Genomic DNA, 26,233 nt, shown 5'->3' on the forward strand with positions numbered 1-26,233 from the left:
AAAAAGCTAAAGGAGAATCCTATGAAATTCAATCCAAATCAAAAGTATACTCGCTGGTCAATCCGTCGTTTAAGCGTGGGTGTGGCTTCCGTCGTAGTTGCCAGTGGTTTCTTTTTGCTAGTTGGTCAACCAAACACTGTACATGCAGATGTTCTCACTACGACTCCGACTGAAGTTCTTCAAACAGATTCATCATCACTAGAAAAGAATGAGTTACCAGAGACAGTTTTAAAAGAAGGAGTGGATTCAACTCTTCCTGAAAATCAGTCAGCTCCAAAGGAAGTAGTTGATGAAACTATTTCTTTAGATAAGACTAACCCAACTCCAAAGGAAGAAGTAACAAAAACCAAAGAAGAACAGAATATTACAGAAGTTACCAATCAGAAAGAAGAAGCTAAGCCAGTGGCAACTCCTGATGTAGTTTCAAACCAAGCTCGTGAAGCGGCTATTTCTCAATCAGTAACGACTCCAGATGAAGTTAAAAAAGGAGTTGAAGAAAATACTAAGGACTCAGTAGACGTCCCAGCCAGCTATTTAGAAAAAGCGAACGTTCCTGGTCCATTCTTGACTGGTGTCAATCAAGTCATTCCGTATGAAGCTTTCGGTGGAGATGGTATGTTGACGCGCCTCTTGCTCAAATCTTCTGATAAGGCACCTTGGTCAGATAATGGAACAGCCAAAAATCCAGCTCTCTTGCCACTTGAAGGCTTGGCGAAGGGTCAATACTTCTACGAAGTGGATTTGAACGGCAATACTACAGGTAAAGACGGGCAAGCCCTTCTCGACCAACTTCGTGCTAACGGAACTCACACTTACCAAGCTACTGTCAAGGTCTATGGTGCCAAAGATGGAAAAGCAGATTTGACCAATCTCGTAGCTACAAAAAATGTAACTGTTAACTTGAACGGCCTTGTTTCAAAAGAAGCAGTCAAAGATTCAGTCACCAAAAATATTAAAGACCATATTGATGTCCCAGCCAGCTATTTAGAAAAAGCAAATGTTCCCGGTCCATTCTTGGCGGGTGTTAATCAAGTTATTCCGTATGAAGCTTTCGGTGGCGACGGCATGTTGACGCGTCTCTTGCTCAAATCTTCTGATAAGGCACCTTGGTCAGATAATGGTTCAGCTAACAATCCAGCCCTCTTGCCACTTGAAGGCTTGGCCAAAGGTCAATACTTCTACGAAGTGGATTTGAACGGCAACACGACAGGTAAAGACGGGCAAGCTCTTCTCGACCAACTTCGCGCTAATGGAACATATGCTTACCAAGCGACTGTTAAAGTCTATGGTGCTAAAGATGGAAAAGCAGATTTAAGCAATCTTGTTGCGACAAAAAATGTGACGGTTGACATGAATGGTCTTATTTCAAAAGAAGCAGTCAAAGATTCAGTCACTAAAAATATTAAAGACCATATCGACGTTCCAGCTAGCTACCTAGAAAAAGCAAATGTTCCTGGTCCATTCTTGGCGGGTGTTAACCAAGTCATCCCGTATGAAGCTTTCGGTGGAGATGGTATGTTGACGCGTCTCTTGCTCAAATCTTCTGACAAGGCTCCTTGGTCAGACAACGGCACAGCTAAAAATCCAGCTCTCTTGCCACTTGAAGGCTTGGCGAAAGGTCAATACTTATACGAAGTGGATTTGAACGGCAATACTACAGGTAAAGACGGACAAGCCCTTCTTGACCAACTTCGTGTTAACGGAACTCACACTTACCAAGCTACTGTCAAGGTCTATGGTGCCAAAGATGGCAAAGCAGATTTGACAAATCTTATCGCGACTCGTCAAGTAACGATTCAGCTTCGTGGAAAAGAAATGGCTACAATACCATCTCAAGAAGGTCAAATGAATATGAAACCTTCTACAACACCATCTCAAGAAGGTCAGATGAATAAGAAGCCTTCTGCAACAGATTCTATGAGTACAGCTGAGGGTACGAAGGAAGTAGATCATCGCATGACTGATGTGAAGGGGGAACACCCAACTTCTAAGCCGATGGCAGATACGATGAAAAAAAATGATAAGCCTACGTTACCAAAAACTGGTGAGGCTCAAACAGCTACAGCTACCATTGGTTTCTTAGGACTAGCTTTGGCAGGAATTCTTAGCCTTCTAGGTTTGAAAGAAAAACAAAAAGATTAAGGTTCAAATCATTTAAAAATTACTAAAAATAGTGTTATACTAAAGCCAGTATAACACTGTTTTTATCAGGAGATTGGCAAATGGGAAAGACAATTTTACTCGTTGATGATGAGATGGATATTCTAGATATTCAAAAGCGCTATCTTATGCAGGAAGGCTACCATGTTTTAGTGGCTCGAGATGGCGTGGAGGGGTTAGATCTTTTCAGAAAGAAATCTGTTGACCTGATCATCACGGACATCATGATGCCGAATATGGACGGTTATGACTTTATCAGTGAGGTTCAGTATATAGCACCTGATCAGCCTTTTCTTTTTACAACGGCTAAGACTAGCGATCAAGACAAAATTTACGGTTTGAGCTTAGGAGCAGATGATTTTATAGCCAAACCTTTTAGTCCGCGTGAGCTAGTTCTAAGGGTCAATAATATCTTGCGCCGACTGCATCGTGGAGGCGAGATCGAACAAATTGAGCTCGGTGATTTGGTGATGAATCATGCGGTTCATGAGGCTCGCATCGGAGAGCATTTTTTGGAATTAACAGTGAAATCCTTTGAACTGCTCTGGATTTTAGCTAGTAATCCTGAGAGAGTTTTTTCAAAGACGGAGCTTTACGAAAAGGTGTGGCAGGAAGACTTCGTAGATGATACCAATACCCTTAATGTTCATATACATGCTCTGAGACAGGAATTGACCAAGTATGCCAGTTCAGACACTCCTGCCGTCAAAACTGTCTGGGGTCTGGGGTATAAAATGGAAGGAGCACGAGGTATAAAATGAAATTAAAAAGTTACATTCTGGTGGGGTATCTGATTTCTAGCCTATTAACGATTTTGCTTGTTTTCTGGGCAGTCCAGCGAATGTTGATTGTAAAAAGCGAGATTGATTTCCTAGTTGGAATGACCTTGATTGCTAGTTTCATAGGAGCGGCAGTCAGTCTCTTTCTTTTATCGCCAGTATTTTCTTCCCTTCAGCATCTGAAAAAACAGGCTCAGAATATAGCTGACAAGGATTTTAGTACAGAGATTGACGCCAAGGGCCCTATTGAATTTCAAGAGTTGGGTCAGGCTTTTAACGATATGTCGCATAATTTGCAAGAAACGTTTGAGTCGCTTGATGAAAGTGAACGAGAAAAAGGAATGATGATTGCCCAGCTTTCTCACGATATTAAAACTCCCATTACCTCTATTCAGGCGACTGTGGAGGGGATTTTAGATGGAGTGATCGAAGAAGAGGAGCAGATTCATTACTTGACCACGATTAGCCGTCAGACAGAGCGTTTGAATAAACTGGTGGAAGAATTGGATGTTTTGACTCTTAATGCCCAGCCTCGAATAGAATCAGATGGAGAAGCTGAAATAGTCTTTCTAGACCAGCTATTGATTGAGGTCATGAGTGAATTTCAACTATTGATTGAGCAGGAGGAGCGAGACATTTACATTCAAGTGTCTCCTGAGCCAGCGAAAATTAAGAGCCATTACGATAAACTTTCCCGTATCTTGGTCAACTTGCTAAATAATGCCTTTAAGTATTCAGACCCTGGAACTAAAATTGAGGTCGTGGCTCAATTAACTGAGCAAATCTTGACAATAAGTGTGAAGGATGAAGGACAGGGTATTGCTCCTGAGGATTTGGATAAGATTTTCAAACGCCTTTATCGTGTGGAAACATCTCGTAATATGAAGACAGGCGGGCATGGTCTGGGTCTTGCTATTGCGCGTGAATTGGCTCATCAGCTGGGTGGGGAAATAACGGTCGAAAGCCAGTATGGTCTAGGAAGCACTTTTACATTTACTCTCAACCTAACATAAATCCACAGCAATTGGTAAACGTTTTCAATTCTTGGTTTAGCAAAGATAAAACCAAATTCAAGTTTTTCCAAATCGATCTCCCTATTTTTAGGGAGATTTTTATTTTATACTAGAGTCAGAAATTGATAGAGAGGTTTTTGAAATGGCAACAAGTTTTTTGTTCTTTATTTCTGTTTTTCTGGCGGGGATTCTTTCCTTTTTCTCCCCTTGTATCTTACCGCTTATGCCGGTTTATGTAGGAATTCTGCTGGATTCGGATCAGCAGAAAACGGTTCGGTTTATGGGAAAAGACATTTCCTGGTATGGTCTAGCTAAGACGCTCTGCTTTATAGCTGGCTTATCAACTGTATTCTTAGTTTTGGGCTATGGAGCTGGCGCTCTAGGACAAGTCCTCTATGCCCCTTGGTTTCGCTACGTTCTGGGCGGTATTGTCATTCTACTGGGAATTCACCAGATGGGAATCATTAATATCCAGCAACTGCAAAAGCAAAAGAGCATCCAACTTAAAAAGAATAGTAAAAGAAGTGATTTTCTTAACGCTTTTCTCTTGGGTATCACCTTTAGCTTTGGTTGGACGCCCTGTGTGGGACCTGTTCTGAGTTCTGTTTTAGCGATTGCTGCTTCTGGCGGAAACGGCGCTCTTCAGGGAGGCTTGCTTATGTTGGTTTATACACTTGGATTAGCACTTCCTTTTCTAGCCATGGCTTTGGCTTCTGGCTGGGTATTACAGCACTTTGCAAAACTCAAACCTTATATGGGAACGCTTAAGAAAGTTGGCGGAGCTCTCATCATTCTTATGGGAATTCTACTTATGCTCGGAAATCTAAACGCTTTAGCATCGCTATTTGGATAAATATTATATAATTAAAGGAGAAATATCATGAAAAAAATCGCTACCCTTACAATGGCTACTCTTAGTATCTTTGCCTTAGCTGCTTGCTCCAGTCAAAAGTCAAATTCAGACATGAAAAAGATGGATGACAGCAGCATGATGAAGAAAGAGGATATGAAAAAAGACGACATGAAGAAGGAGGATATGAAAGACTCCAGCATGTCTGATGATAAAATGAAAAAGGATGATATGAAGGACTCTTCTATGATGTCCGACAGCAAGTCTGACATGAAAGCTGATATGAAATCAAGCGACTCAAGCATGAAGGATGACATGAAAGATTCATCCGAAATGTCATCTGATAAATAAGAATTCCACCATAGGAAAGAAAGTCGTCAGTTTTGTCGGCTTTCTCCTTATTTTGAAAGGAAAGAAAATGATGAAGAAACTATCGATTTTGACTGCTAGTCTGCTTTGTGTCGGTTTATTGGGAGCTTGCTCAAATCAGCAAATGAATTCGGAAGCTTCTAAAAATGATAAAAGTTCCATGACTAGTAAGGCAAATTCTAATCAAGCTACAAAGATGGCCAAGGACTTTAGTCTGCAAGGAGTGGACGGCAAGACCTACAAGCTGTCTGATTTCAAAGGCAAGAAAGTCTATCTAAAGTTTTGGGCATCTTGGTGCTCTATCTGTCTATCCACTCTTGGAGATACCAATGATTTGGCTAAGGAGCAGGAAGGGAAGGACTATGTCGTCTTATCAGTGGTATCTCCGACCTTTAATGGAGAAAAGTCAGCAGATGATTTTAAGAAATGGTACAAGTCTTTGGATTACAAGAGCATGCCAGTTCTTATGGATACTAGGGGAGAATTACTGAAAGAATACGGTATTCGCTCTTATCCATCTGCTCTTTTTGTTGGCAGCGATGGTTCACTTGCCAAGACACATATTGGCTACATGAGCAAGGAAGATATTGAGAAAACACTGAAAGAAATCAAGTAGAAAGGAGTAAAGAAAATGGAAGGTAAATGGAAGATTTTTCTGGTTTTAATTGGCTTGCTTGTCTGCTTTGGACTGGTCTATGTGATTGCAGGGAATGGTAAGCAATCATCTCCTGAACAAATCAAGAAAGCCTCTATGAGCAAGACAGAAGTGACTAAACAAAAGCAAGAAGACGTCAAGGAAGAGGACAAGCGGGAGATCTATCTGGCTGGCGGCTGTTTCTGGGGAGTAGAAGAGTATTTCTCTAGAGTACCAGGTGTCATTGATGCTGAGTCTGGCTATGCAAATGGCAAGAGCGACACGACCAAGTATGAACTGGTCTCCCAAACTGGTCATGCTGAGACGGTAAAAATTACCTATAACGTAAAAAAGATATCTCTCAAAGAAATCTTGCTTCATTATTTCCGCATTATTGATCCGACTTCCAAAAACAAACAAGGAAACGACCAAGGTACCCAGTATCGAACAGGTGTTTATTATAAGGACGAAGCAGATTTGAATACCATCAATCAAGTTTTTGATGAAGTTGCTAAGAAATATGATAAGCCTTTGGCTGTTGAAAAAGAACCTCTAAAAAACTTTATCAAAGCAGAAGATTACCATCAGGATTACCTAAAAAAGAATCCTAATGGATATTGCCATATCGAAGTCAATCAAGCTGCTTATCCTGTTATCGAAGCTAGTCGCTATCCTAAGCCTAGCGATGAAGAGATTAAGGCTAAGCTCTCGCCAGAAGAATATGCAGTCACACAAAAGAATGACACTGAGCGGGCCTTTTCTAATCGCTATTGGGATAAGTTCGATGCTGGTATCTACGTGGATGTGGTGACAGGCGAGCCTCTCTTTTCATCAAAGGATAAATTTGATTCAGGCTGCGGTTGGCCGAGTTTCACACGCCCTATCAGTCCTGATGTTGCGACTTACAAAGAAGACAAGAGTTTCAACATGACTCGAACGGAAGTTCGCAGTCGGGTTGGGAATTCCCATCTGGGCCATGTTTTCACAGACGGTCCTAAGGATAAGGGAGGCTTGCGCTATTGTATCAATAGTCTGTCAATCAAGTTCATTCCCAAAGCTGAGATGGAGGAGAAGGGCTACGGCTATCTGTTGGATTATGTTTAAGAGCATTTTGATTGAAAATTTGCTATAATAAATCCAGTAAAAATAAGGAGTTGAATCTTGTGTATTCAATTATGATTGTAGAGGATGAGTATCTGGTAAGACAGGGAATTGCGTCCTTGGTAGACTATGAACAGTTTGGCATGCAAGTTATTGCCCAGGCTGAAAATGGAATAGAAGCTTGGCAGAAATTTCAGGAAAATCCTGCTGATATCCTGCTGACCGATATCAATATGCCACAGATGAACGGTCTCGAACTGGCCAAGCTAGTTAGAGAGCAGGCTCCTAAGTGCCATATCGTTTTTCTGACGGGCTATGATGATTTTGACTATGCTCGGACGGCCATTAAGCTAGGTGCAGATGACTATCTTCTCAAGCCATTTTCCAAGGATGATGTTGAGGAAATGTTGGCCAAGGTGCAGACCAAGCTTGATAAGGAACGTAAAAAAGCCCAGATTCAAAACTTGGTCGATCAGGGACAGCGCTCTGAGTTGGAAGAGGCTATTCACAATCGTCTAGCTGATTCAGAATTAAGCCTTAAAAGTTTGGCTTTCCAATTGGGGTTTAGTCCGTCCTACCTAAGTGTTCTTATCAAAAAAGAACTAGGCTTGCCCTTTCAAGATTATCTGATTCAAGAGCGGATGAAAAAAGCAAAACTCTTACTCCTGACTACAGATTTGAAGATTTATGAAATAGCAGAGCAGGTAGGTTTTGACGATATGAACTATTTTTCTCAGCGCTTCAAGCAGGTGGTCGGGCTGACGCCTCGGCAGTTTAAAAAAGGAGAGGAGAAATGAAACGCTATCCGCTTCTTATCCAGTTGATTGTTTATATCTTTCTTCTGGTTCTTTTACTCTTTGGGGTTGTTGGAAGTCTTTACTATCAGACTAGCTCGCAGACTATTCGGCAGCTGACAGAGCGGACGACGCGCAATAGCATGGAGCAAAGCGGGCAGTTTATTGCTTCCTATTTGCAAAAATTAAAACAAACCACCTCTACACTGAGCAAGGAAGAAACGATTCGGAAGTTTGCTCAGAATCAAGAAAGCAGCGAAAAGTCAGTTCAGACTTTGATGAAAACCATCATTGAGACTGATCCAGATTTGGTGTCGGCAGTATTGGTTACCAAGGACGGGCGCGTGGTCTCGACAGATTCTCAAATCAGCATGCAGACATCTTCTGATATGATGAATGAAAAATGGTACCAGGAAGCTGTTCATACCAAAGCCATGCCTGTCTTGACTCCTGCTCGCAAGGAGTCTCTGTCATCTGAGAAGGAGAAGTGGGTTGTTTCCGTCACTCAGGAAGTAGTGGATGAAGCAGGACAGAATCTCGGTGTTTTGCGTCTGGATATCGGCTACAATAGTCTCAAAGCCTATTTGGATCGGCTTCAGCTAGGGAAGAAGGGCTTTAGTTTTATTGTTAATAGCCAGCATGAATTTGTCTATCATCCCAAGAAGAGTGTTTATTCATCCAGTCAGGAAATGAAAGCTATGCAGTCCTATATCTCGGTCAAGGATGGTTATGCAGACCAGAAGCAGGCATTTGTCTATCAGATTGACATTCCAGATAGTGACTGGACTCTAATTGGCGTTGCCTCATTAGAGCAATTACAGATGCTTCAGTCACAGATGCTTTATTCTTTTGTGGGAATGGGCATTTTAGCACTCCTGCTGTGCTTGACTGGTATTTGGTTTGTCCTGCGTTTGTGGATTAAGCCTCTCCAGAATCTACAAGCAGTCATTCTGAAAATTGGGGCAGGTGATTCAAATTTACGGGCAGAAGAAAAAGGTTCTCCAGAGTTGGTTGACTTGGCTCAGCAGTTCAATAAAATGCTGGATCAAATCGAACAGCTGATGGAAGCTGTCAAGACAGAAGAACAAAATGTCCGCCGCTATGAGCTCCGAGCTCTCTCAGCTCAAATCAATCCCCATTTCCTTTATAATACCTTAGATACGATTGTCTGGATGGCCGAGTTTAATGACAGCAAGCGTGTTGTTGAGGTAACAAAATCACTCGCTCAGTATTTCCGTTTGGCGCTTAATCAAGGACACGAACAGATTGCCCTCAAAGACGAGATCGATCACGTTCGTCAGTATCTTTTTATCCAGAAGCAGCGCTATGGCGACAAGCTCCAATATGAGATTGAAGAGGATGAATCTCTAGCTGATTATAAATTGCCCAAGCTGGTACTTCAGCCTTTGGTTGAAAATGCCATCTATCATGGCATTAAGGAAATCGACCGACAAGGCATGATTCGGGTGACGTCGAAAGCAGAAGAGGGGCAACTGATACTGTCTATCTATGATAACGGCCGCGGTTTTGATCTCCAAAATTCAGAGGATCAGACTCTCCTTCGCTTAGGTGGTGTCGGTCTGAAAAATGTCGATCAACGCTTAAGATTGCAGTTCGGAGACGACTACCATATGGAAATCCAGTCCGAACCAGATACATTTACCCAGATTAGCCTTTATTTGCCGCTAGTAACAGATGCTTAAGTTCGCTATCATTCAATATTCAAGCCGGAAACTTTCCGGCTTTTTTGCTGTTTAGGAACGAAATAGGCCTTTTACAGACGGCTTCACCGATAAATAATACAAAAATGAGGATAGTGTAGCAAAATGTGGAAAAATTTAAATCGTTTGTTATAATAATATTGAAAACACATCTTAAAGGAGGTTGGGATGGAGTCTGGTTTATTTTTTGTTTCGGTCTTTTTGGCTGGAATTCTCTCGTTTTTCTCGCCCTGCATCTTTCCTTTGCTGCCAGTCTACATAGGGATATTGCTGGATGAAGAAGAGCCTAGAGAAGTCAGGTTTTTGGACAGAAAGATTGCTTGGACTGGTCTAATCAAGACCTTGTGCTTCATTGCTGGAATTTCCTTAGTTTTCTTTCTACTAGGCTTCGGTGCAGGATTCCTAGGCAGAGTGATTTACGATGAGAAATTCCGTTATCTGATGGGGATCATCATCATTCTGCTCGGAATTCACCAGATGGAGCTGATTAATATCAGGCAGTTACAATTTCAGAAAAATGTGGAATTTAAGAAGAACAGTCGTCGGAATGATTTTCTGTCAGCCTTTTTGCTTGGTATTAGTTTCAGTTTTGGTTGGACACCTTGCATTGGACCTGTCCTTAGTTCGGTTCTGGCTCTAGCTGCCTCTGGAGGAAATGGAGCTATCCAAGGAGCGCTTTTGACACTGGTTTATACTTTGGGAATGGCCTTACCATTTCTCATCTTAGCTCTAGCTTCTAGCTTCGTTATGCGGTATTTTTCGAAAATCAAACCCTATATGGGGCTAATGAAAAAAATTGGAGGAGCCTTAATCATTTTTATGGGAATCCTTCTCATGCTCGGGCAGTTAAATGCTTTATCAGGAATTTTTGGATAAAAGGAGAAAAGGATGAAAAAAATTCTTTCGCTAGTTGTTGCTTCGATAGCTTTTCTGACACTATCAGCTTGTTCATCTGACGAAAAGGGGATGGATAGTCAAAGCCAGTCCAGTACAAGTGTCCAATCGCTGGTTGCAGTTGGCCAGGAGGCACCGGACTTCACTCTTCAGTCAATGGATGGAAAAACTGTCAAGCTTTCTGATTACCGTGGAAAAAAAGTCTATCTGAAGTTCTGGGCTTCTTGGTGCGGACCTTGTAAGCGAAGCATGCCAGAATTGGTTGAGTTAGCTGGTAAAAAAGACCGTGATTTTGAAATATTGTCTATTGTAGCACCGGGTCTCCAAGGAGAGAAGTCTGTTGAGGACTTCCCAAAATGGTATCAAGAACAAGGATATAAGGATGTGCCCGTTCTATTTGACACGTCTGGTGCAATCTTCCAAGCCTATCAGGTTCGCAGTATTCCAACAGAAATCCTCATTGATAGTCAAGGAAAAATTGGGAAGATTCAATTTGGAGCAATCAGCAACGAAGAAGCAGAAAAGGCCTTCAAGGAGATGAAATAAAATAAAAAAGAATGGATATAAAAATCCATTCTTTTCATTTTGTTCTGATTAAGCACTAGCGCCAGATGTTGCATCGGCATCTCCACCGCCGTGACCACCGCCGGTATCTGAAGCACCAGAAGTGGCATCGGCTGCTGCAGCTGCAGGAGCAAAAGGACCGCTTCCTCCAACCAAGCGTTGACCAGTTGTTTTTAGATACCAATCTAGCCAAGGTTGGAAGTTGAAGACGATTTCGTTGATACCAGCGTAGGATCCGTCAGGATAGTACATTGCTTGGTAGTTGTGGGTATTGATGACACCTGCTGGTGAACCAGGAACGATCGTACGAACGTACTCTTGATCACCATTACGAAGAACACCAACTACCCATTCCACGTTCTTCATGCGAGCAGCAGGAAGAGAGTTGTGTAGAGTTGAGAGACGGCCACCAGATTGGGATGGTACACGTTTGGCAAACATAGTGTCCGGATCTTGATGAGCGTTGTTATAGTAAAGGAACTGGTTGTTATTATCTGCGTAAGTCAATTCAAACGGCATAGCCTTTAAGAACATGTCGATTTGGTTAACAGTCAGGATACCATGGTCAAGCTTGACATAGGTATCGCCAGAAACAGCACCAACAGCTTTTGCAGCTTTTTCTACCCATTCTGGATCGTCAGGGTCAACTTCTGTGATGGTTGTTGCGATTGGGTTCGTGACATCTAAGTCTTCAGGAGCAATTGGTTTAGGTTTTTTCAATTTTGAGACTACCTCAACATATTTAACAAAGTTATCTAAGCAAGATTCAAGGAATTTAACAGTTCCTTCGTTTGTGATGTTGCCTTCATTATCAAAGGCTTCTTTCGCTTTACCAAGAAGGAATTCATTTCCTGGTAACGTATAAGCATTGACACCTGGAGCATCCAAGATTTTACGCAAATGCACTTGGGCACGAGACGTTCCTTGGTCGTAGTAGGAAGCTCCCACAATCATGACAGGCTTGCTTTCAAATGGGTGAACTTCATAAGAGAGCCATTCAAGGACGCTCTTGAGAGCTGCTGTAATGGTGTGGTTGTGCTCAGGAGTGGCAATGATGACACCGTCAGCGCGTGTGATACGGTTGTACAAAAGGCGCAGCTGGAAGGATTCGTCCCATTTTTCATCTTGATTAAAGAGTGGAACTTCATCAATTTCCAAAACTTCTAATTCAAATTTCAGTTTAAATTGTTTTCTGATGAATTCTAGTAATTTACGGTTGTATGATTGGTCTGCATTTGAGCCGACAAGTCCAACAAATTTCATGTGATTCTTTCCCTTCTAGTTCTTACAATTTTTCCCAGTCAAAGTTTTCAGCTTCTTGATGAAGAAGTGCTTGGGCACTTGATAACTTTTCTGTAATTTTAACAAATAAACGGAAGTCATCAAAAAGAGCGTCTAATTTTTGAATGGTTTCGAGGTCAATCAAGTCACCATTTTTATCAAAGGCTTGAAGTGAGTGAGAAAGTAGGAATTCAGAACCTGGCATAACAGAAGCCTTGAGTTCTGGCGAATCCAAAATTTGACGGAGTTGTAGCTGGGCACGAGATGACCCCAGAGTTCCATAAGAGGCTCCTGTAATCATCACAGGTTTACCAAGTAGTGGATAGATACCGTAAGACAACCAAGCCAAGGCACTCATAAGAACAGCAGGAATAGAGTGGTCATATTCAGGCGTTCCGATGATAACACCATCAGCAGCTTCGATTTTCGCAGCGATTTCTTTAACAATCTCTGGAACTTGCATATCAGATGGTTTGTTGAAAATAGGAATATCTTTAATTTCAATCAACTCGATTTCTGCTTTATCAGCGAAATGCTTTTGCATGTACTGAAGAAGTTGGCGGTTGGTTGATTTCTTTGAGTTTGTACCAACTAGACCGATAAATTTTAACATAGTAGGTTCCTTTCTGGATTTAGGATAAGATTTCTGGGCTGAGACCAGATGAATAAAAAATTTGATGATTTTCTGTAATAACGAAGGCTTCGATTCCATTTTCTTGTTCGACTTTCTCTAAGATGGAAGTAGGGCTTTCCCCGAATAAACGGGTCGTCCATATTTCACCATCGACGGACTTTGATGAAACAATCGTGAGACTAGCTAGTTGATTGTCGATTGGGTAGCCTGTGGTACGGTCAAAAATATGATGATAAACCCTGCCATCTACCTGCAGTTTTCTTTCATATATCCCTGAAGTCACGACAGACTGATTCTGAACGGACAGAAGAGCTAGGTTGTTTCCACGTGGCAAGATTGGATTTTGAATGCCAATCCGCCAGCAACGATTATTCTTTTCATTTAGACCGATGGTTAAGATATTTCCACCAAGATTGATGAGGGCGGAGGTGACACCTTGTCCCCGTAGGAACGCAGCGATTTTATCCGCAATATAACCTTTGGCAAGGGCGCCTAAGTCGATTTTCATGCCTTCCATTGTCAGAAAAACACTGGAGGCAATGGCATCTAACTCGATACACTCAGGGTCAGTGAGTGACAGCGCTTGCTTGATTTCTTCTGGACTGGGAACTTTTGCATCTGCAAAGCCAATTCGCCAAGTTTGAATCAAGGGTCCCAAGGTAATATTGAGATGACTGTCCGGAGCGAGACTATGTTTTTTTCCCAACTCAATCAACTCAAACAAATCAGGATGGACACAAACAGGATGTTTACCTGCAGCGTGATTGATTTGCATGAGCTCAGAGCTGTCATCATTTGCACTAAAGCGCTTTTCATACAATCTTAGGAGAGAAAATACCTGGTCTAAAAGACTGTCGGCCTTTTCATGGAGAATCGAAATAGTGATAGTCGATCCCATTAAATGGATGGATCTAGAAATAAGATCCACTTTTATCACAACCTTCCCTATTAAATTTCTTAATCTTCTCTATTAGTATAACAGAAAGATACCGTTTTCACAATTGTAAATATATAATATTTTCAGAAAGATTGAAATTTTTTGTCTAAAATAAAAGTTATTTGCCAAATTTAAAAAAATTCTGAGCATATATCTTGTAAACGCTAACAGATACATGGTATACTAGTTTGGTAAATTAAATTTAAAGGTGGATTATTCTATGAGTAAAATCATTGTAGTTGGTGCTAACCACGCTGGTACAGCTTGTATTAATACGATGTTGGACAACTTTGGTCATGAAAATGAAATTGTTGTATTTGACCAAAACTCAAATATTTCATTCCTTGGTTGTGGAATGGCACTTTGGATCGGTGAGCAGATCGATGGCCCAGAAGGTCTCTTCTATTCTGATAAAGAAAAATTGGAAGCTAAGGGTGCTAAGGTTTACATGAACTCACCTGTTCTTTCAATCGACTATGACAATAAAGTTGTGACTGCAGAAGTTGAAGGTCGAGAACACAAAGAGTCTTACGATAAACTGATCTTTGCAACTGGTTCAACTCCAATCTTGCCTCCAATTGAAGGCGTTGAAATCGTTAAGGGGAACCGCGAATTTAAAGCGACTCTTGAAAACGTCCAATTCGTTAAATTGTACCAAAATGCTGAAGAAGTTATCAACAAACTTGCTGACAAGAGCAAACACCTTGAGCGTATCGCTGTTGTTGGTGGTGGTTACATCGGTGTTGAGCTTGCTGAAGCCTTTGAACGTCTTGGAAAAGAAGTTGTCCTTGTTGACATCGTAGACACTGTGTTGAACGGCTACTACGATAAAGACTTCACTCAAATGATGGCGAAGAACTTGGAAGACCATAACATCCGCTTAGCTCTTGGTCAAACAGTTAAAGCAATCCAAGGTGATGGCAAAGTTGAACGCTTGGTAACAGACAAAGAAACATTTGATGTGGATATGGTTGTTCTTGCTGTTGGTTTCCGTCCAAACACAGCTCTAGCTGATGGTAAGATTGAACTCTTCCGCAACGGTGCCTTCCTTGTAGACAAGAAACAAGAAACATCAATCCCAGGCGTTTACGCAGTAGGTGACTGTGCGACTGTTTATGACAACGCTCGTAAAGACACTAGCTACATCGCACTTGCTTCAAACGCTGTTCGTACCGGTATCGTTGGTGCTTACAATGCTTGTGGACATGAACTGGAAGGAATCGGTGTACAAGGATCAAACGGTATCTCAATCTACGGTCTTCACATGGTTTCAACTGGTTTGACTCTTGAAAAGGCTAAAGCTGCTGGTTACAACGCAACTGAAACAGGCTTTAACGATCTTCAAAAACCAGAATTTATGAAGCATGACAACCACGAAGTTGCCATCAAGATTGTATTTGATAAAGACAGTCGTGAAATCCTTGGTGCACAAATGGTGTCTCGTGATTCTGCAATCAGCATGGGAATCCACATGTTCTCACTTGCTATCCAAGAGCATGTAACAATTGACAAGTTGGCTTTGACAGACCTATTCTTCCTGCCACACTTCAATAAACCATACAATTACATCACTATGGCTGCACTAACAGCTGAAAAATAATCAATGAAAGTCCCGATGAGGGACTTTTTTTGTTGCTCGCTTTATCAAGTCCAATTGTCAAGACAATATAGAACGAGAAGTATCGCTGAAAAGACGAGAATGAAAACAAGACAAGCATATTATAGGTTTGCCAACTAGTACAATAATTAATAATCATTCTAATGAGTCTTAAAATTACTTCTATTTTAGATTTTTTTGTTATACTAAGATGAAAATAAAATTTTAGAAAGTTGCTATATGAAGAAAAATATTGTTCTTTTTACTTTTCTCCTTCTGAGCGCGATTGGCTTGGAATACGAGACACAAGCTTATACCACTGGCAGTATGTCAGGTTCTGGTTATGGAATTGTCGGACTGTCAGCCCTCTTGGCACTACTTTATATCATCCCAGCTCTGCTTTTGATTCGCAGTTTGGGTAAAAAATGGCAGACGCCAGCATTTAGCCTTGGGATTGCTCTGCTAGGTGGGTTATTCATTTCTGGTTGGACGTCTGGATTAGCTAATACTTATATCCACGAGTGGGTTAGCACGAGCTTTCCAAATACAGTGATTAGTTATCTAGAGAATGCCCTCGCAGCTCCGCTGGTTGAAGAGCCGCTTAAGCTTTTGGCAGTTGCTTTCGCTGTCTATCTAGTGCCAGTCAAAAAACTTAAAGGTTTTTTACTATTGGGAATTACAGCTGGCATAGGTTTTCAGATTAGTGAGGACTTTTCTTATATCCTTTCCGACCTACCTGAAGGATTTTCCTTCACGATCTCTGGTATTTTAGGCCGTATCACAGGCGGGGTAGCTTCTCACTGGCTCTACACTGCTTTGACCACTATCGGATTAGCTCTGATGTTCCGATTTGCTAAGACTCAAAAAATCTATTTTAAAGCTGGTCTATTTTACTTCTTATCAGCTTTTGTTCTCCACTTCTTCTGGAACTCTCCATTGACTTCTATTGAAACGGATATCCCAGTTATCGTTCCCGTCATGACTGCTGTGGCTGTCTTCATTTTCTACCAAGCTTATCGAACAGCACACAAGATTGATCAAGAAGATTTATCAATCTAAAAGCGAAACGACCTTCAGGGTCGTTTTTTTTGATGTCCAAACTGCATTTTTGGCATTCTTTTAACTCTGAGGGAGTTGATATTAAAAGTTTTACATTCAAAAGTAAAATGTTCATGGCTATCGCCTTGTTTCTGGCCCATATTTTGTGCTAAAATGTTGCTATAAGGTCTTTGGGAGAGAAATGATGATCAAACAAAAAGAACAAATTTCTGATACGAAAAAAGAATTTAATTTTATATCCAGCTCTATTATTTCCCAAGTATCTAGGGGGATTCTGGTAGGTATTTTTGCTGGACTAGTAGTGGGGGCATTTCGTTTTTTGATTGAGAAAAGTTTCCACTTGATTCAGGCGGCCTATGTGAGGGGTAGAAGTGAGTGGTTTTGGCTAGTAGCCTTGCTTTTCTTCTATGCTTTTATTGTCTTTATCAATGCTAGATTGGTAGCTACAGAAAAGGATATAAAGGGTTCAGGGATTCCACAGGTTGAGGCCGAGTTGAAAGGCTTGATGTCACTTTCTTGGTGGAGCATCCTCTGGAAAAAATTCTTAGTTGGTATTTTAGCGATTTCCAGTGGCTTGATGCTGGGACGCGAGGGACCGAGTATTCAGCTAGGAGCGATGAGCGGGAAAGGCATATCTAAGTGGCTGAACTTGAGTCCGGTAGAGGAGCGGACCTTGATTGCTAGTGGTGCAGCTGCGGGCTTGGCTGCGGCTTTTAATGCGCCAATTGCAGGTTTGCTTTTTGTCGTTGAGGAAGTGTACCATCATTTCTCCCGCTTCTTTTGGGTTTCAACCTTGGCCGCAAGTTTGGTGGCAAATTTCATTTCCCTGTCTATATTTGGCCTGACCCCCGTTTTGGATATGCCGGATAATATTCCTTTCATGGGTCTGAATCAGTACTGGATCTATATCTTAATGGGCCTGTTTTTAGGATTGGCTGGTTTTCTCTATGAAAAAGCGGTCCTCAATATTCATCTGGTTTATGAAGCTCTGGGAAAAATTTTTAGGCTACCGAAAAATTATTATCCAATTTTTTCCTTTGTTTTAATCGTTCCGATTGGCTATTTTCTGCCTCATTTGCTGGGCGGTGGGAATCAGCTGATTCTGTCTCTGACGAGTGCTCATTATACAGTCGGAACCCTGCTTATCTTTTTCTTGCTTCGTTTTGCATGGAGTATGATCAGTTATGGTAGTGGTCTACCAGGCGGTATTTTTCTGCCGATTCTAGCCTTGGGATCTCTATTGGGCGCAGCAATTGGAGTCCTTTGTGTAGAAGCTGGGTTCATTACGCAGGAACAATTTCCAATCTTTATCATTTTGGGAATGAGTGGGTATTTTGGCGCTATTTCTAAGGCTCCACTAACGGCTATGATTCTCGTGACGGAGATGGTGGGAGATATTCGTAACCTTATGCCACTGGGCTTGGTCACTCTGATGGCCTATATTGCCATGGATCTGCTAAAGGGAGCGCCTGTTTATGAAGCTATGCTTGAAAAAATGCTGCCTCATCGGATTGAAGATGACGGTGAGACAACCCTGATTGAAATTCCTGTTTCAGAAAAGATTGCGGGTCGGCAGGTGCATGAATTGGAGCTACCGCATGGCGTTTTGATCACCATGAATATCCATAAGGGTAAGACTCAGACGGTCAACGGAGCCAGTCGTCTCTACCTAGGAGATACGATTTATGTTGTCGTTAAGAAGTCAGAAATTGGTAAAATTAAAGATATCTTGCTTTAAAATACTTGTTTCTTGACTCAGAAAAAATAGTTTTATTATAATTATCTGACAATTTATTGAAATATGAGAAATAAATTGTTATAATTTATATGAATTCGCCCCTTTTAGGGAAAATAAAGGAGTCAAGATGAAAAAACTTGGAATTGTCTTATTGTCAACAGCTATTTTACTGACTGGCTGTGCTGCTAATCAAAAATCGAATACAAGTGCCAGCAGTTCGGAAGCTAAAACAAGTCTATCGGCCTCTGACCAGAAAGCTTTGGATAAGGCAACAACAGAGTATAAGGCTTTTGTACAGAAAGAAATCGACCAATTATTGACGGATACGGAGAAATTCAGAGATACGCTCAAAGAAGGCAAGCTTGATGAAGCCAAGAAAATGTATCCACTAATTCGCATGAGTTACGAGCGTTCAGAGCCGATTGCCGAAAGCTTCGGAGAGTCTGATGTGAAAATTGACTTCCGCTTAGCTGACTATGTGGATGAAAATAAGACCGAAGAAGGCTGGTCAGGCTTCCACCGGATTGAAAAAATTCTGTGGGAAAGTAATACAACGACTGCTACAGAGAAATATGCAGACCAGTTGGTCAATGACATCAAAGAATTAAAGGCTAAAATCGCGACTGTTGAGGTTACACCAGACATTATGCTGACTGGTGCAGTCGATCTCCTTAACGAAGTGGCGACCAGCAAGATTACCGGTGAAGAAGAAATCTTTTCACATACGGATTTGTATGATTTCCGTGCCAATATTCAAGGGGCAGAAAAGATTTTCGAACTCTTTAAACCTTTGATTGAGAAGAAAGATGAAAAACTGGTAAAAAGTATAGAAACTGAGTTCAAGAATGTTAATAGTTTGTTAGACAAGCACATGACGGATTCTAAGAATTATAAACTTTATACCGAATTGAGCAAGGAAGATACTAAAGAGTTAGGAGAAGCTGTCACAAAACTAGGCGAGCCTCTCTCGCAAATGGGTATCATCCTAGATGGGAAGTAAGAAGATGACCAAGGACGAAAAATGGTTTAATAAAAAAATGGATCGTCGGGAATTTCTTAAAAAAGCAGGGATTGGAGGCGCAGGCTTAGCACTTGGTGTCTCCAGTGCATCTGCTTTTTTCGCTAATCAAGCGAAGGAAGACAAAAAATTGGCTGACGGTGATGAAGAAATCAGTTTTTACGGTGAGCATCAAGCTGGCATCACAACAGCCATGCAAAAGAATATCTATTTTGTCATTCTGGACTTGCATACGACGGATAAAGAGACCATTATCCAGATGTTCAAGGACTGGACCGCTTACAGTGAAAAGTTGGTCAATGGGGAGCTAGTCAAAAAAGATGGTTCTAATGCCCTCTTGCCACCTACGGATACTGGAGAAACGGTCGGACTCAACCCTTACCGACTGACCTTGACCTTTGGCGCCTCCGCCTCTTTCCTGAAAAAAATGGGCTTGGAGAATAAAAAGCCCAAGGAATTTCGCGATCTGCCTCCTTTCCCTAAGGAACAACTAAAAGAGAAATATACTGGTGGGGATATTGTCATTCAAGCTTGTGCGGATGATGAGCAGGTGACTTTTCATGCCGTTCGTAATCTAGTTCGTAAAGCGCGAAATGCTGTTACTATGAAATGGAGCCAAGCTGGCTTTGCTGCTATAGGCGATCGTATGTCTACTCCCCGCAATCTATTTGGTTTTAAAGACGGCACGGCCAATGTCACCAAGGAAAAAGACTTTGATAAGGTGGTTTGGTGTGATAGCAAGGACTGGATGAAGGGTGGCTCCTACATGGCTGTCCGTCGGATCCAAATGTTTCTTGAGACTTGGGATCGGACCAATTTGCAAGAGCAAGAAAATACCTTTGGCCGTTATAAGGAGAGCGGAGCGCCCTTTGGCAAGAAGAATGAATTTGACGAGGTAGACTTGGACTTGCTTCCAGTTGATGCACATGTACGGCTGGCCAAAGAAGTCGACAAGCCTCTCTATCGTCGTTCCTATTCTTATTCGGATGGTATTGACGAAACAACCGGTCAATTTGATACAGGTCTCCTTTTTATCTCTTTCCAAAAGGATCCCGACAGTTTTATCAAAGTGCAGACCAATCTTGGAGCACAGGATAAGATGAATGAATATATCACCCATGTGGGCAGTGGCTTGTTTGCTTGCTTCGGCGGTGTCAAAGAAGGAGAATATCTTGGTCAGAAATTATTTGAATAAGATCCTGTTTTTACTTTTGGCGCTCGTACTCCTAGCTCAGCCTGTATCGGCTGAGGATTCTTATAGTAGTCTCTTTATCAAGATTACGGATGCCAGTACCGCCGTTCAAAAGGGCGACCAAGCCAGTGCCAAAGAGTTGCTGAAAGAAATCCAGACTGAATTTGCGGCTTTAAGCAACCATGACTCAGCTGCAGGGAAAGAAGTCAGCAAGGCATTGACTATCTCAGGCGATGTGACAGAGGATAAGCTGACCAAGGTTTCAGCTGCTCTTTTGGCTTTTGAAAAGGAGCAGAATCCTGTTGATCTTGAGGCGGAAAAAAACAAGCTGGTCAATAAATTAGAATCAAAATTTCAAGCTCTTCAGACAGCGATTAAGAGCAAGGATCTTGAAAAGATTCGTGAAGCCTATAAAAAAATGAATTCGACTTGGACCGCCAATGAAGGAGTGGTGCGGGATCATAGCACGGCTCATTATGGCAAGGTGGAGACGGCCATTTCATTTTTACGGAGTGCCATCGAGACAGAGCCAACGGATTTTGAAGCTATTCAAACTTCCTATGATGACCTGACGGCAGCGATTGATAGCTTTGTCAAGGGAGAGGAAGCGTCTGCTAGCAGTGAAAATCTTACACTGGCAGATGGTATTGGCCTGCTAAAAAAAGCTCTGCTTGCTTTCCAAAAAGGAGACGAGAAGCAGGGCAAGGCTGTGATGAAGAAATTTATCACGATTTGGCCAAGCGTTGAAGGAGATGTCAGCACTAAAAATCCCTCCCTCTATACCAAAGTAGAAAGCCAGTCGCCTGTCATCATGGTGAAGGGCAAGGATAAGGACTATCAAGACCAGCTCGCGTCCTTAATCAGTGAATTAGAACAGATTGACACCAGCGGGTCTTATACTTTCTTTGATGCCATGCTGATTTTGTTGCGCGAGGGCGTTGAGGTTCTTTTGATTGTGATGGCACTTGTTACGACGCTCAAAGCCTCCAAGATGAAAAAAGGCCTCAAATGGGTCTATACTGGTGCTGGCTTGGGCGTACTAGCCAGTGCAGCCATTGCTATTTTGCTGCAAACTATTTTTCCAGCCGTCGCCTCTGGCTCCAATCGTGAAATCATTGAGGGAGCAGTAGGGATTTTTGCGGTTGTTATGATGATTTTGGTCGGCATTTGGCTTCACAGTAAGTCCTCTGTCAAGAAATGGAATGACTTCATGGAAAGTCAGATGCAGGCAGTGACAGCCAGTGGTAGCTTTATTTCCATGTTTGCCCTGAGCTTTCTCGCTGTCTTCCGTGAAGGAGCAGAAACCATCTTGTTCTACGCAGGAATTTTACCGCGCATTACTGCTCTAGATTTCTTTTTAGGACTGGGACTTGCTATCTTGGTTTTAGTTTTGCTCGCAATTCTAATGACCAAGGCCAGCAGTCTCATTCGGCCTCATCGGATTTTCTTTGGTCTGACTTGGCTGATTTATGCCTTGGCCTTTAAAATGTTAGGTGTCAGCATTCATGCCCTGCAATTAACAGCTATTTTTCCTAGTCACTTGCTGTCTCATCTTCCAACCATTGATTGGCTGGGAATTTATCCGAGCTTAGAAGTAGTACTCAGTCAAGCCATCTTTCTTGTCGTTGTTCTTTATGTGACCTTTAAAAATCGACAAAAGGAGCGAGCAGATGCCTAGTAAGGAACAGACAGTTGTTGAGCACTTGGCGGAATTTAGATGGCGTTTCATAGCTGTCTTAATCTGGTTCGGTTTGATTTTTCTGCTCAGTCTGCTTTTTGCAGCGGATATTTACAAATGGCTGACCGCTTCTTTTGAGCAGAAGCTGATTGTATTGGGACCAGACGACATCCTTTGGATTTATATTAGCTTGGCTAGTCTTGTGGCTTTCTCACTAACCCTGCCTTTTATGGTCTATCAGATTTGGGAATTTATCCGCCCTGCTCTTAGAAATAGTGAGGCCAAGGCGATTTTTGCTTACATACCAGCCACATTTTTCGGCTTTGTCTTGGGCTTGGCCTTTGGTTTTTACTTTGTCAGCCCTGCTATTTTACAAGTTTTGCTCTCTTTAGGAGATGGTTTGTTTGCCGTCCAGATGACAGCGCAGAACTATCTGTCCTTTCTGTTTCACACGACCATTCCGATTGCTTGCTTGTTTGAATTGCCTGTCATTGTGGCCTTTCTGACATCAATCGGTTTGCTCAAACCGCAATTTTTGATAAAATATAGACGCTATGCTTATTTCGTTTTATTGGTATTAGCAGTAATCTTGACGCCGGCTGATTTCATCAGTGACTTGTCAATGACAGTGCCACTGATTTTGCTGTATGAAGTCAGTATCTTATTGAGTAAAATGATTGAGAAAAGGAGAACATCGTAATGGGAATTTTAAAAGACATCGGACTACCAGGGCTTATCGTTATCGTCCTAGGTGCCTTACTGATTTTTGGACCAAAACGTCTGCCAGAGCTAGGGCAGTCTATTGGAAAAATGTTTTCAGAGTTTAAAAAGGCAGTTGATGGAGGAGCAGAAGACTCCGACTCAGAAAAAGATAAGAAAGATTAAAACACGGGCGACCGTGTTTTCTTAATTTCCGAACGTTATCAATAATATACTTGAAATATTTTACAAAACCTGTACTTTGTGATATACTTTTTTTGGAAACGTCTGGATAGATGTAGCGATGCTGAAGAGCATAGGTAGGTCATTTTTAAGTATTGATAAGGAGTTTTCCATGCTCAATGATTTTCAGGTTTTTGACTATGAAGATATTCAACTAATTCCAGCGAAATGTATTGTGAAAAGTCGCTCAGAGGCTGACACCAGTGTGAAATTTGGTAAACATACGTTTCGGATGCCAGTCGTTCCGTCCAATATGCAGACGATTATTGACGAATCTGTCGCTGAAGAGCTTGCTCGAGGAGGCTATTTTTACATTATGCACCGTTTTGACGAGGAAGGTCGCAAACCATTCGTCAAACGAATGCATGAGCAAGGCCTGATTGCATCGATCTCCGTCGGTGTGAAAGACTATGAGTATGACTTCGTTAGCAGCCTCAAAGATGATGCGCCTGAATACATTACCATTGATATTGCACACGGGCACTCAGACAGCGTGATTCAAATGATTCAACACATCAAGAAAGAATTGCCAGAGACCTTTGTCATTGCTGGAAATGTTGGAACTCCAGAAGCTGTGCGGGAGCTGGAAAATGCTGGCGCAGATGCAACTAAAGTCGGCATTGGCCCAGGAAAAGTCTGCATTACCAAAGTCAAGACTGGATTTGGTACAGGCGGCTGGCAGTTATCTGCTCTTCGTTGGTGTTCAAAGGTTGCCCGTAAGCCTATTATTGCGGACGGAGGGATTCGGACGCATGGTGATATTGCCAAATCGATCCGCTTTGGGGCCAGCATGGTCATGGTTGGTTCGCTCTTTGCTGGTCACATTGAAAGCCCAGGTGAAACCATCGAGGTAGATGGTGATAAGTTTAAAGAATACTATGGTTCTGCATCCGAGTATCAAAAAGGTGCTTATAAAAATGTCGAAGGCAAGAAGATTTTGCTGCCGGCTAAGGGCCACTTGCAAGACACATTAACTGAAATGGAGCAGGATTTGCAGAGTTCCATTTCTTATGCTGGTGGTCGTGACTTGCATAGCCTGACCCGTGTGGACTATGTCATCGTCAAAAACTCCATCTGGAATGGCGATGCTCATTAATGAAATAGAATAACTTATTTATCTTGCTAATGATTGGGGCAAGGTCTCTACAAGATGCCAAACATCTAACAATAAGTGAGTCTAATGACTTTCTGGTACTTTTAGTGTCAGGCTATTTGTCATGGAAAGAAAGGACTTGCTTATCGTGGCAGGTCCTTTAATCGTTGAAGAAAGATATGTTAAGAGGAGATACATGAAAAAATTAGAAGAGAGAATTCTGCAAGACGGCAACGTTTTAGGAGAAAATATTCTCAAAGTTGACTCTTTCCTGACTCATCAGGTTGATTTTTCGCTTATGAAAGAAATCGGACAAGTATTTGCCGAGCATTTCAGGAATGCAGGCATTACAAAAGTTGTGACGATTGAGGCTTCAGGGATTGTACCGGCTGTCTATACGGCGGAAGCCTTGGGTGTTCCAATGATTTTTGCTAAAAAGTCTAAGAACATCACCATGACTGAAGGAATTTTAACGGCGGAAGTATATTCCTTTACCAAGCAGGTCACTTCGACTGTCTCCATCGCTGGCAAGTTTTTGGAGTCAAGTGATAAGGTTTTGGTCGTTGATGATTTCTTGGCAAATGGTCAGGCAGCCAAGGGCTTGATTAAAATCATTGAAGAAGCAGGCGCTGAGGTGGCAGCCGTTGGAATCGTGATTGAGAAATCCTTCCAAGATGGTCGAAGCTTGCTAGAGGCTCAAGGACAAACAGTTCTTTCGCTGGCTCGAATTGACCGATTTGAAAATGGGAAAGTTGTATTTAGAGAGGCAGATCTATAAGATGAACTTTAATGAAGAAAAACATTCACAGGCAGCCATTTTAGGTTTGCAGCATTTGTTGGCTATGTATTCCGGATCCATTCTGGTTCCAATTATGATTGCTGGGGCTTTAGGATACTCGGCCGAGCAGCTGACTTATCTGATTTCGACTGATATTTTTATGTGTGGTGTTGCAACTCTTTTGCAGCTTCAATTAAATAAATATTTTGGTATCGGTCTGCCAGTCGTGCTGGGCGTGGCCTTCCAGTCCGTTGCTCCCTTGATTATCATTGGGCAGAGTCACGGTAGTGGCGCTATGTTTGGTGCCTTGATTGCATCAGGGATTTATGTGGTTCTGATCGCTGGGATTTTCTCAAAAATCGCTAATCTATTTCCATCAGTTGTGACTGGCTCGGTCATTACGACCATTGGGTTGACCTTGATTCCAGTTGCCATTGGCAATATGGGAAATAATGTAGACAAGCCGACCGCCCAAAGTCTGATTCTAGCAGCTGTGACGGTGCTGATTATCCTTTTGATTAACATTTTTACCAAAGGTTTTATCAAATCCATCTCTATTTTGATTGGGTTGATTGTCGGTACGGGCATTGCTGGAGCCATGGGCTTGGTAGATTTAACGCCCGTCGCACAGGCTCCGCTGGTCCATGTGCCAACCCCTTTCTATTTCGGAGCACCAAAGTTTGAATTTTCTTCTATCGTAATGATGTGTATCATTGCAACGGTTTCTCTAGTGGAGTCAACAGGTGTATACTTAGCGCTTTCTGACATTACCAAAGATAAAATTGACAGCACCCGCTTACGAAATGGTTATCGAGCAGAAGGACTTGCGGTCCTGCTGGGTGGTGTCTTCAATACTTTCCCTTACACAGGGTTTTCTCAGAATGTTGGCTTGGTCAAATTATCCGGTATCAAAACGCGGTTGCCGATTTACTATGCGGCTGGTTTCCTGATTCTCCTCGGCCTTTTGCCAAAATTCGGAGCCTTGGCACAAATTATCCCAAGTCCAGTTCTTGGTGGTGCCATGCTGGTCATGTTTGGTTTTGTGTCTGTTCAGGGGATGCAAATCTTAGCGCGTGTTGACTTTGAGCACAGTGAACATAATTTCCTCATTGCAGCAATTTCTATCTCAGCAGGTGTCGGACTCAATGGTAGCAGCCTTTTCAACAGCCTACCGACCAGCCTTCAGATGTTCTTCTCAAACGGAATTGTCATGGCCAGTCTGATTGCCATTGTTCTAAACGCTATCCTAAATCGCAAAAATAAATAAGAAAGAGAGTGGGACAGAAATAGGTAATTCGTTAAAATTCGATTTCGTCGTCCCACCTCCGCACAGTTGAGTAGGGCTGTAAAAGCTGATGAAATCAGCGTAGTAGAGCCCACTCAACCACTGCGTCTTGCTCGACAATC

General features: G+C 42.1%; 25 protein-coding genes and 1 riboswitch. Of the genes, 22 read left to right on the top strand and 3 right to left on the bottom strand.

What is annotated here, in order from left to right:
* Nucleotides 1-21: 21 nt before the first annotated feature.
* The 11 genes from FZ954_RS01620 (at nucleotide 22) to sdbB (ending at nucleotide 10,861) form a co-directional block, all read left to right on the top strand.
* Nucleotides 22-2,142: an SSURE domain-containing protein gene (locus FZ954_RS01620; RefSeq protein ID WP_148876479.1), complete on the top strand. Its 2,121-nt coding sequence runs from the start codon at nucleotides 22-24 to the stop codon at nucleotides 2,140-2,142.
* Nucleotides 2,143-2,222: 80 nt separating this feature from the next.
* Nucleotides 2,223-2,921: a response regulator transcription factor gene (locus FZ954_RS01625; RefSeq protein ID WP_125371751.1), complete on the top strand. Its 699-nt coding sequence runs from the start codon at nucleotides 2,223-2,225 to the stop codon at nucleotides 2,919-2,921.
* On the top strand, nucleotides 2,918-3,952 hold the full coding sequence (locus FZ954_RS01630) for a cell wall metabolism sensor histidine kinase WalK (protein ID WP_148876482.1): 1,035 nt from the start codon (nucleotides 2,918-2,920) through the stop codon (nucleotides 3,950-3,952). The genes FZ954_RS01625 and FZ954_RS01630 overlap by 4 nt, the downstream gene beginning before the upstream one ends.
* Before the next feature lie 142 nt (nucleotides 3,953-4,094).
* A complete protein-coding gene (gene ccdA2 / locus FZ954_RS01635) occupies nucleotides 4,095-4,805 on the top strand; it encodes a thiol-disulfide oxidoreductase-associated membrane protein CcdA2 (protein WP_148876485.1) in 711 nt (236 codons plus the stop codon).
* A gap of 27 nt (nucleotides 4,806-4,832) precedes the next feature.
* Nucleotides 4,833-5,153 carry a hypothetical protein gene (locus FZ954_RS01640; protein ID WP_148876487.1) on the top strand — a complete coding sequence of 107 codons (321 nt, stop codon included), beginning with the start codon at nucleotides 4,833-4,835 and terminating at the stop codon, nucleotides 5,151-5,153.
* Between the two features lie 70 nt (nucleotides 5,154-5,223).
* Nucleotides 5,224-5,787, top strand: coding sequence for a redoxin family protein (locus tag FZ954_RS01645; RefSeq protein ID WP_148877625.1), 564 nt, complete (start codon nucleotides 5,224-5,226; stop codon nucleotides 5,785-5,787).
* 15 nt (nucleotides 5,788-5,802) lie between these two features.
* On the top strand, nucleotides 5,803-6,909 hold the full coding sequence (gene msrB / locus FZ954_RS01650; RefSeq protein ID WP_148876490.1) for a peptide-methionine (R)-S-oxide reductase MsrB: 1,107 nt from the start codon (nucleotides 5,803-5,805) through the stop codon (nucleotides 6,907-6,909).
* Between the two features lie 59 nt (nucleotides 6,910-6,968).
* Entirely contained in the window at nucleotides 6,969-7,703 is a 735-nt protein-coding gene (locus FZ954_RS01655; protein ID WP_148876492.1) for a response regulator, read from the top strand.
* Nucleotides 7,700-9,403 (top strand): sensor histidine kinase, encoded by a 1,704-nt coding sequence (locus tag FZ954_RS01660; RefSeq protein WP_148876495.1) that lies wholly within the window; start codon nucleotides 7,700-7,702, stop codon nucleotides 9,401-9,403. Before FZ954_RS01655 ends, FZ954_RS01660 begins: the two co-directional genes overlap by 4 nt.
* A 186-nt stretch (nucleotides 9,404-9,589) precedes the next feature.
* Nucleotides 9,590-10,297, top strand: coding sequence for a thiol-disulfide oxidoreductase-associated membrane protein CcdA2 (gene ccdA2 / locus FZ954_RS01665; protein ID WP_148876497.1), 708 nt, complete (start codon nucleotides 9,590-9,592; stop codon nucleotides 10,295-10,297).
* Between the two features lie 12 nt (nucleotides 10,298-10,309).
* Complete coding sequence (gene sdbB / locus FZ954_RS01670) at nucleotides 10,310-10,861, top strand: thiol-disulfide oxidoreductase-associated lipoprotein SdbB (protein ID WP_148876499.1); 552 nt, start codon at nucleotides 10,310-10,312, stop codon at nucleotides 10,859-10,861.
* A gap of 48 nt (nucleotides 10,862-10,909) precedes the next feature.
* Here sdbB and FZ954_RS01675 read toward each other — a convergent pair whose 3' ends face one another.
* The 3 genes from FZ954_RS01675 to FZ954_RS01685 are packed head-to-tail and all read right to left on the bottom strand — an operon-like array spanning nucleotide 10,910 to nucleotide 13,722.
* Nucleotides 10,910-12,142 (bottom strand): NAD(P)H-dependent oxidoreductase, encoded by a 1,233-nt coding sequence (locus FZ954_RS01675; RefSeq protein WP_148876502.1) that lies wholly within the window; start codon nucleotides 12,140-12,142, stop codon nucleotides 10,910-10,912.
* Nucleotides 12,143-12,164: 22 nt separating this feature from the next.
* Nucleotides 12,165-12,773, bottom strand: a complete 609-nt coding sequence (locus FZ954_RS01680) for an NADPH-dependent FMN reductase (protein ID WP_005589803.1) — start codon at nucleotides 12,771-12,773, stop codon at nucleotides 12,165-12,167.
* Between the two features lie 19 nt (nucleotides 12,774-12,792).
* The gene (locus FZ954_RS01685) at nucleotides 12,793-13,722 is read right to left on the bottom strand and encodes an FAD:protein FMN transferase (protein ID WP_316246105.1); all 930 of its coding nucleotides are present in this window, start codon (nucleotides 13,720-13,722) and stop codon (nucleotides 12,793-12,795) included.
* A gap of 229 nt (nucleotides 13,723-13,951) precedes the next feature.
* Between FZ954_RS01685 and nox the strand changes: the two genes are divergently transcribed.
* The 11 genes from nox to FZ954_RS01740 all read left to right on the top strand — a co-directional run bounded on the left by nox (nucleotide 13,952) and on the right by FZ954_RS01740 (nucleotide 26,093).
* Nucleotides 13,952-15,331, top strand: a complete 1,380-nt coding sequence (gene nox, locus FZ954_RS01690) for a H2O-forming NADH oxidase (RefSeq protein WP_148876506.1) — start codon at nucleotides 13,952-13,954, stop codon at nucleotides 15,329-15,331.
* Between the two features lie 237 nt (nucleotides 15,332-15,568).
* A complete protein-coding gene (locus FZ954_RS01695; protein WP_148876509.1) occupies nucleotides 15,569-16,387 on the top strand; it encodes a PrsW family intramembrane metalloprotease in 819 nt (272 codons plus the stop codon).
* A gap of 184 nt (nucleotides 16,388-16,571) precedes the next feature.
* Nucleotides 16,572-18,125, top strand: coding sequence for a chloride channel protein (locus tag FZ954_RS01700; RefSeq protein WP_148877626.1), 1,554 nt, complete (start codon nucleotides 16,572-16,574; stop codon nucleotides 18,123-18,125).
* Between the two features lie 127 nt (nucleotides 18,126-18,252).
* The gene (gene efeO, locus FZ954_RS01705) at nucleotides 18,253-19,125 is read left to right on the top strand and encodes an iron uptake system protein EfeO (protein WP_148876512.1); all 873 of its coding nucleotides are present in this window, start codon (nucleotides 18,253-18,255) and stop codon (nucleotides 19,123-19,125) included.
* Between the two features lie 4 nt (nucleotides 19,126-19,129).
* A complete protein-coding gene (gene efeB / locus FZ954_RS01710; protein WP_148876515.1) occupies nucleotides 19,130-20,338 on the top strand; it encodes an iron uptake transporter deferrochelatase/peroxidase subunit in 1,209 nt (402 codons plus the stop codon).
* Nucleotides 20,316-22,013: an FTR1 family protein gene (locus FZ954_RS01715; RefSeq protein WP_148876518.1), complete on the top strand. Its 1,698-nt coding sequence runs from the start codon at nucleotides 20,316-20,318 to the stop codon at nucleotides 22,011-22,013. The genes efeB and FZ954_RS01715 overlap by 23 nt, the downstream gene beginning before the upstream one ends.
* Nucleotides 22,006-22,713, top strand: a complete 708-nt coding sequence (gene tatC / locus FZ954_RS01720) for a twin-arginine translocase subunit TatC (RefSeq protein WP_148876520.1) — start codon at nucleotides 22,006-22,008, stop codon at nucleotides 22,711-22,713. Before FZ954_RS01715 ends, tatC begins: the two co-directional genes overlap by 8 nt.
* Entirely contained in the window at nucleotides 22,713-22,898 is a 186-nt protein-coding gene (locus tag FZ954_RS01725) for a twin-arginine translocase TatA/TatE family subunit (protein WP_125388235.1), read from the top strand. Before tatC ends, FZ954_RS01725 begins: the two co-directional genes overlap by 1 nt.
* A 169-nt stretch (nucleotides 22,899-23,067) precedes the next feature.
* Complete coding sequence (gene guaC, locus FZ954_RS01730; RefSeq protein WP_148876523.1) at nucleotides 23,068-24,051, top strand: GMP reductase; 984 nt, start codon at nucleotides 23,068-23,070, stop codon at nucleotides 24,049-24,051.
* Nucleotides 24,046-24,143, top strand: a riboswitch (purine riboswitch). (Overlaps the previous gene by 6 nt.)
* A gap of 101 nt (nucleotides 24,144-24,244) precedes the next feature.
* Nucleotides 24,245-24,826 (top strand): xanthine phosphoribosyltransferase, encoded by a 582-nt coding sequence (locus tag FZ954_RS01735; protein WP_148876525.1) that lies wholly within the window; start codon nucleotides 24,245-24,247, stop codon nucleotides 24,824-24,826.
* Nucleotide 24,827: 1 nt separating this feature from the next.
* Nucleotides 24,828-26,093, top strand: a complete 1,266-nt coding sequence (locus tag FZ954_RS01740) for a nucleobase:cation symporter-2 family protein (protein WP_048791807.1) — start codon at nucleotides 24,828-24,830, stop codon at nucleotides 26,091-26,093.
* Nucleotides 26,094-26,233: the final 140 nt, after the last annotated feature.

Source organism: Streptococcus sp. Marseille-P7375 (assembly GCF_902460365.1).
Lineage (GTDB): Bacteria > Bacillota > Bacilli > Lactobacillales > Streptococcaceae > Streptococcus > Streptococcus cristatus_I.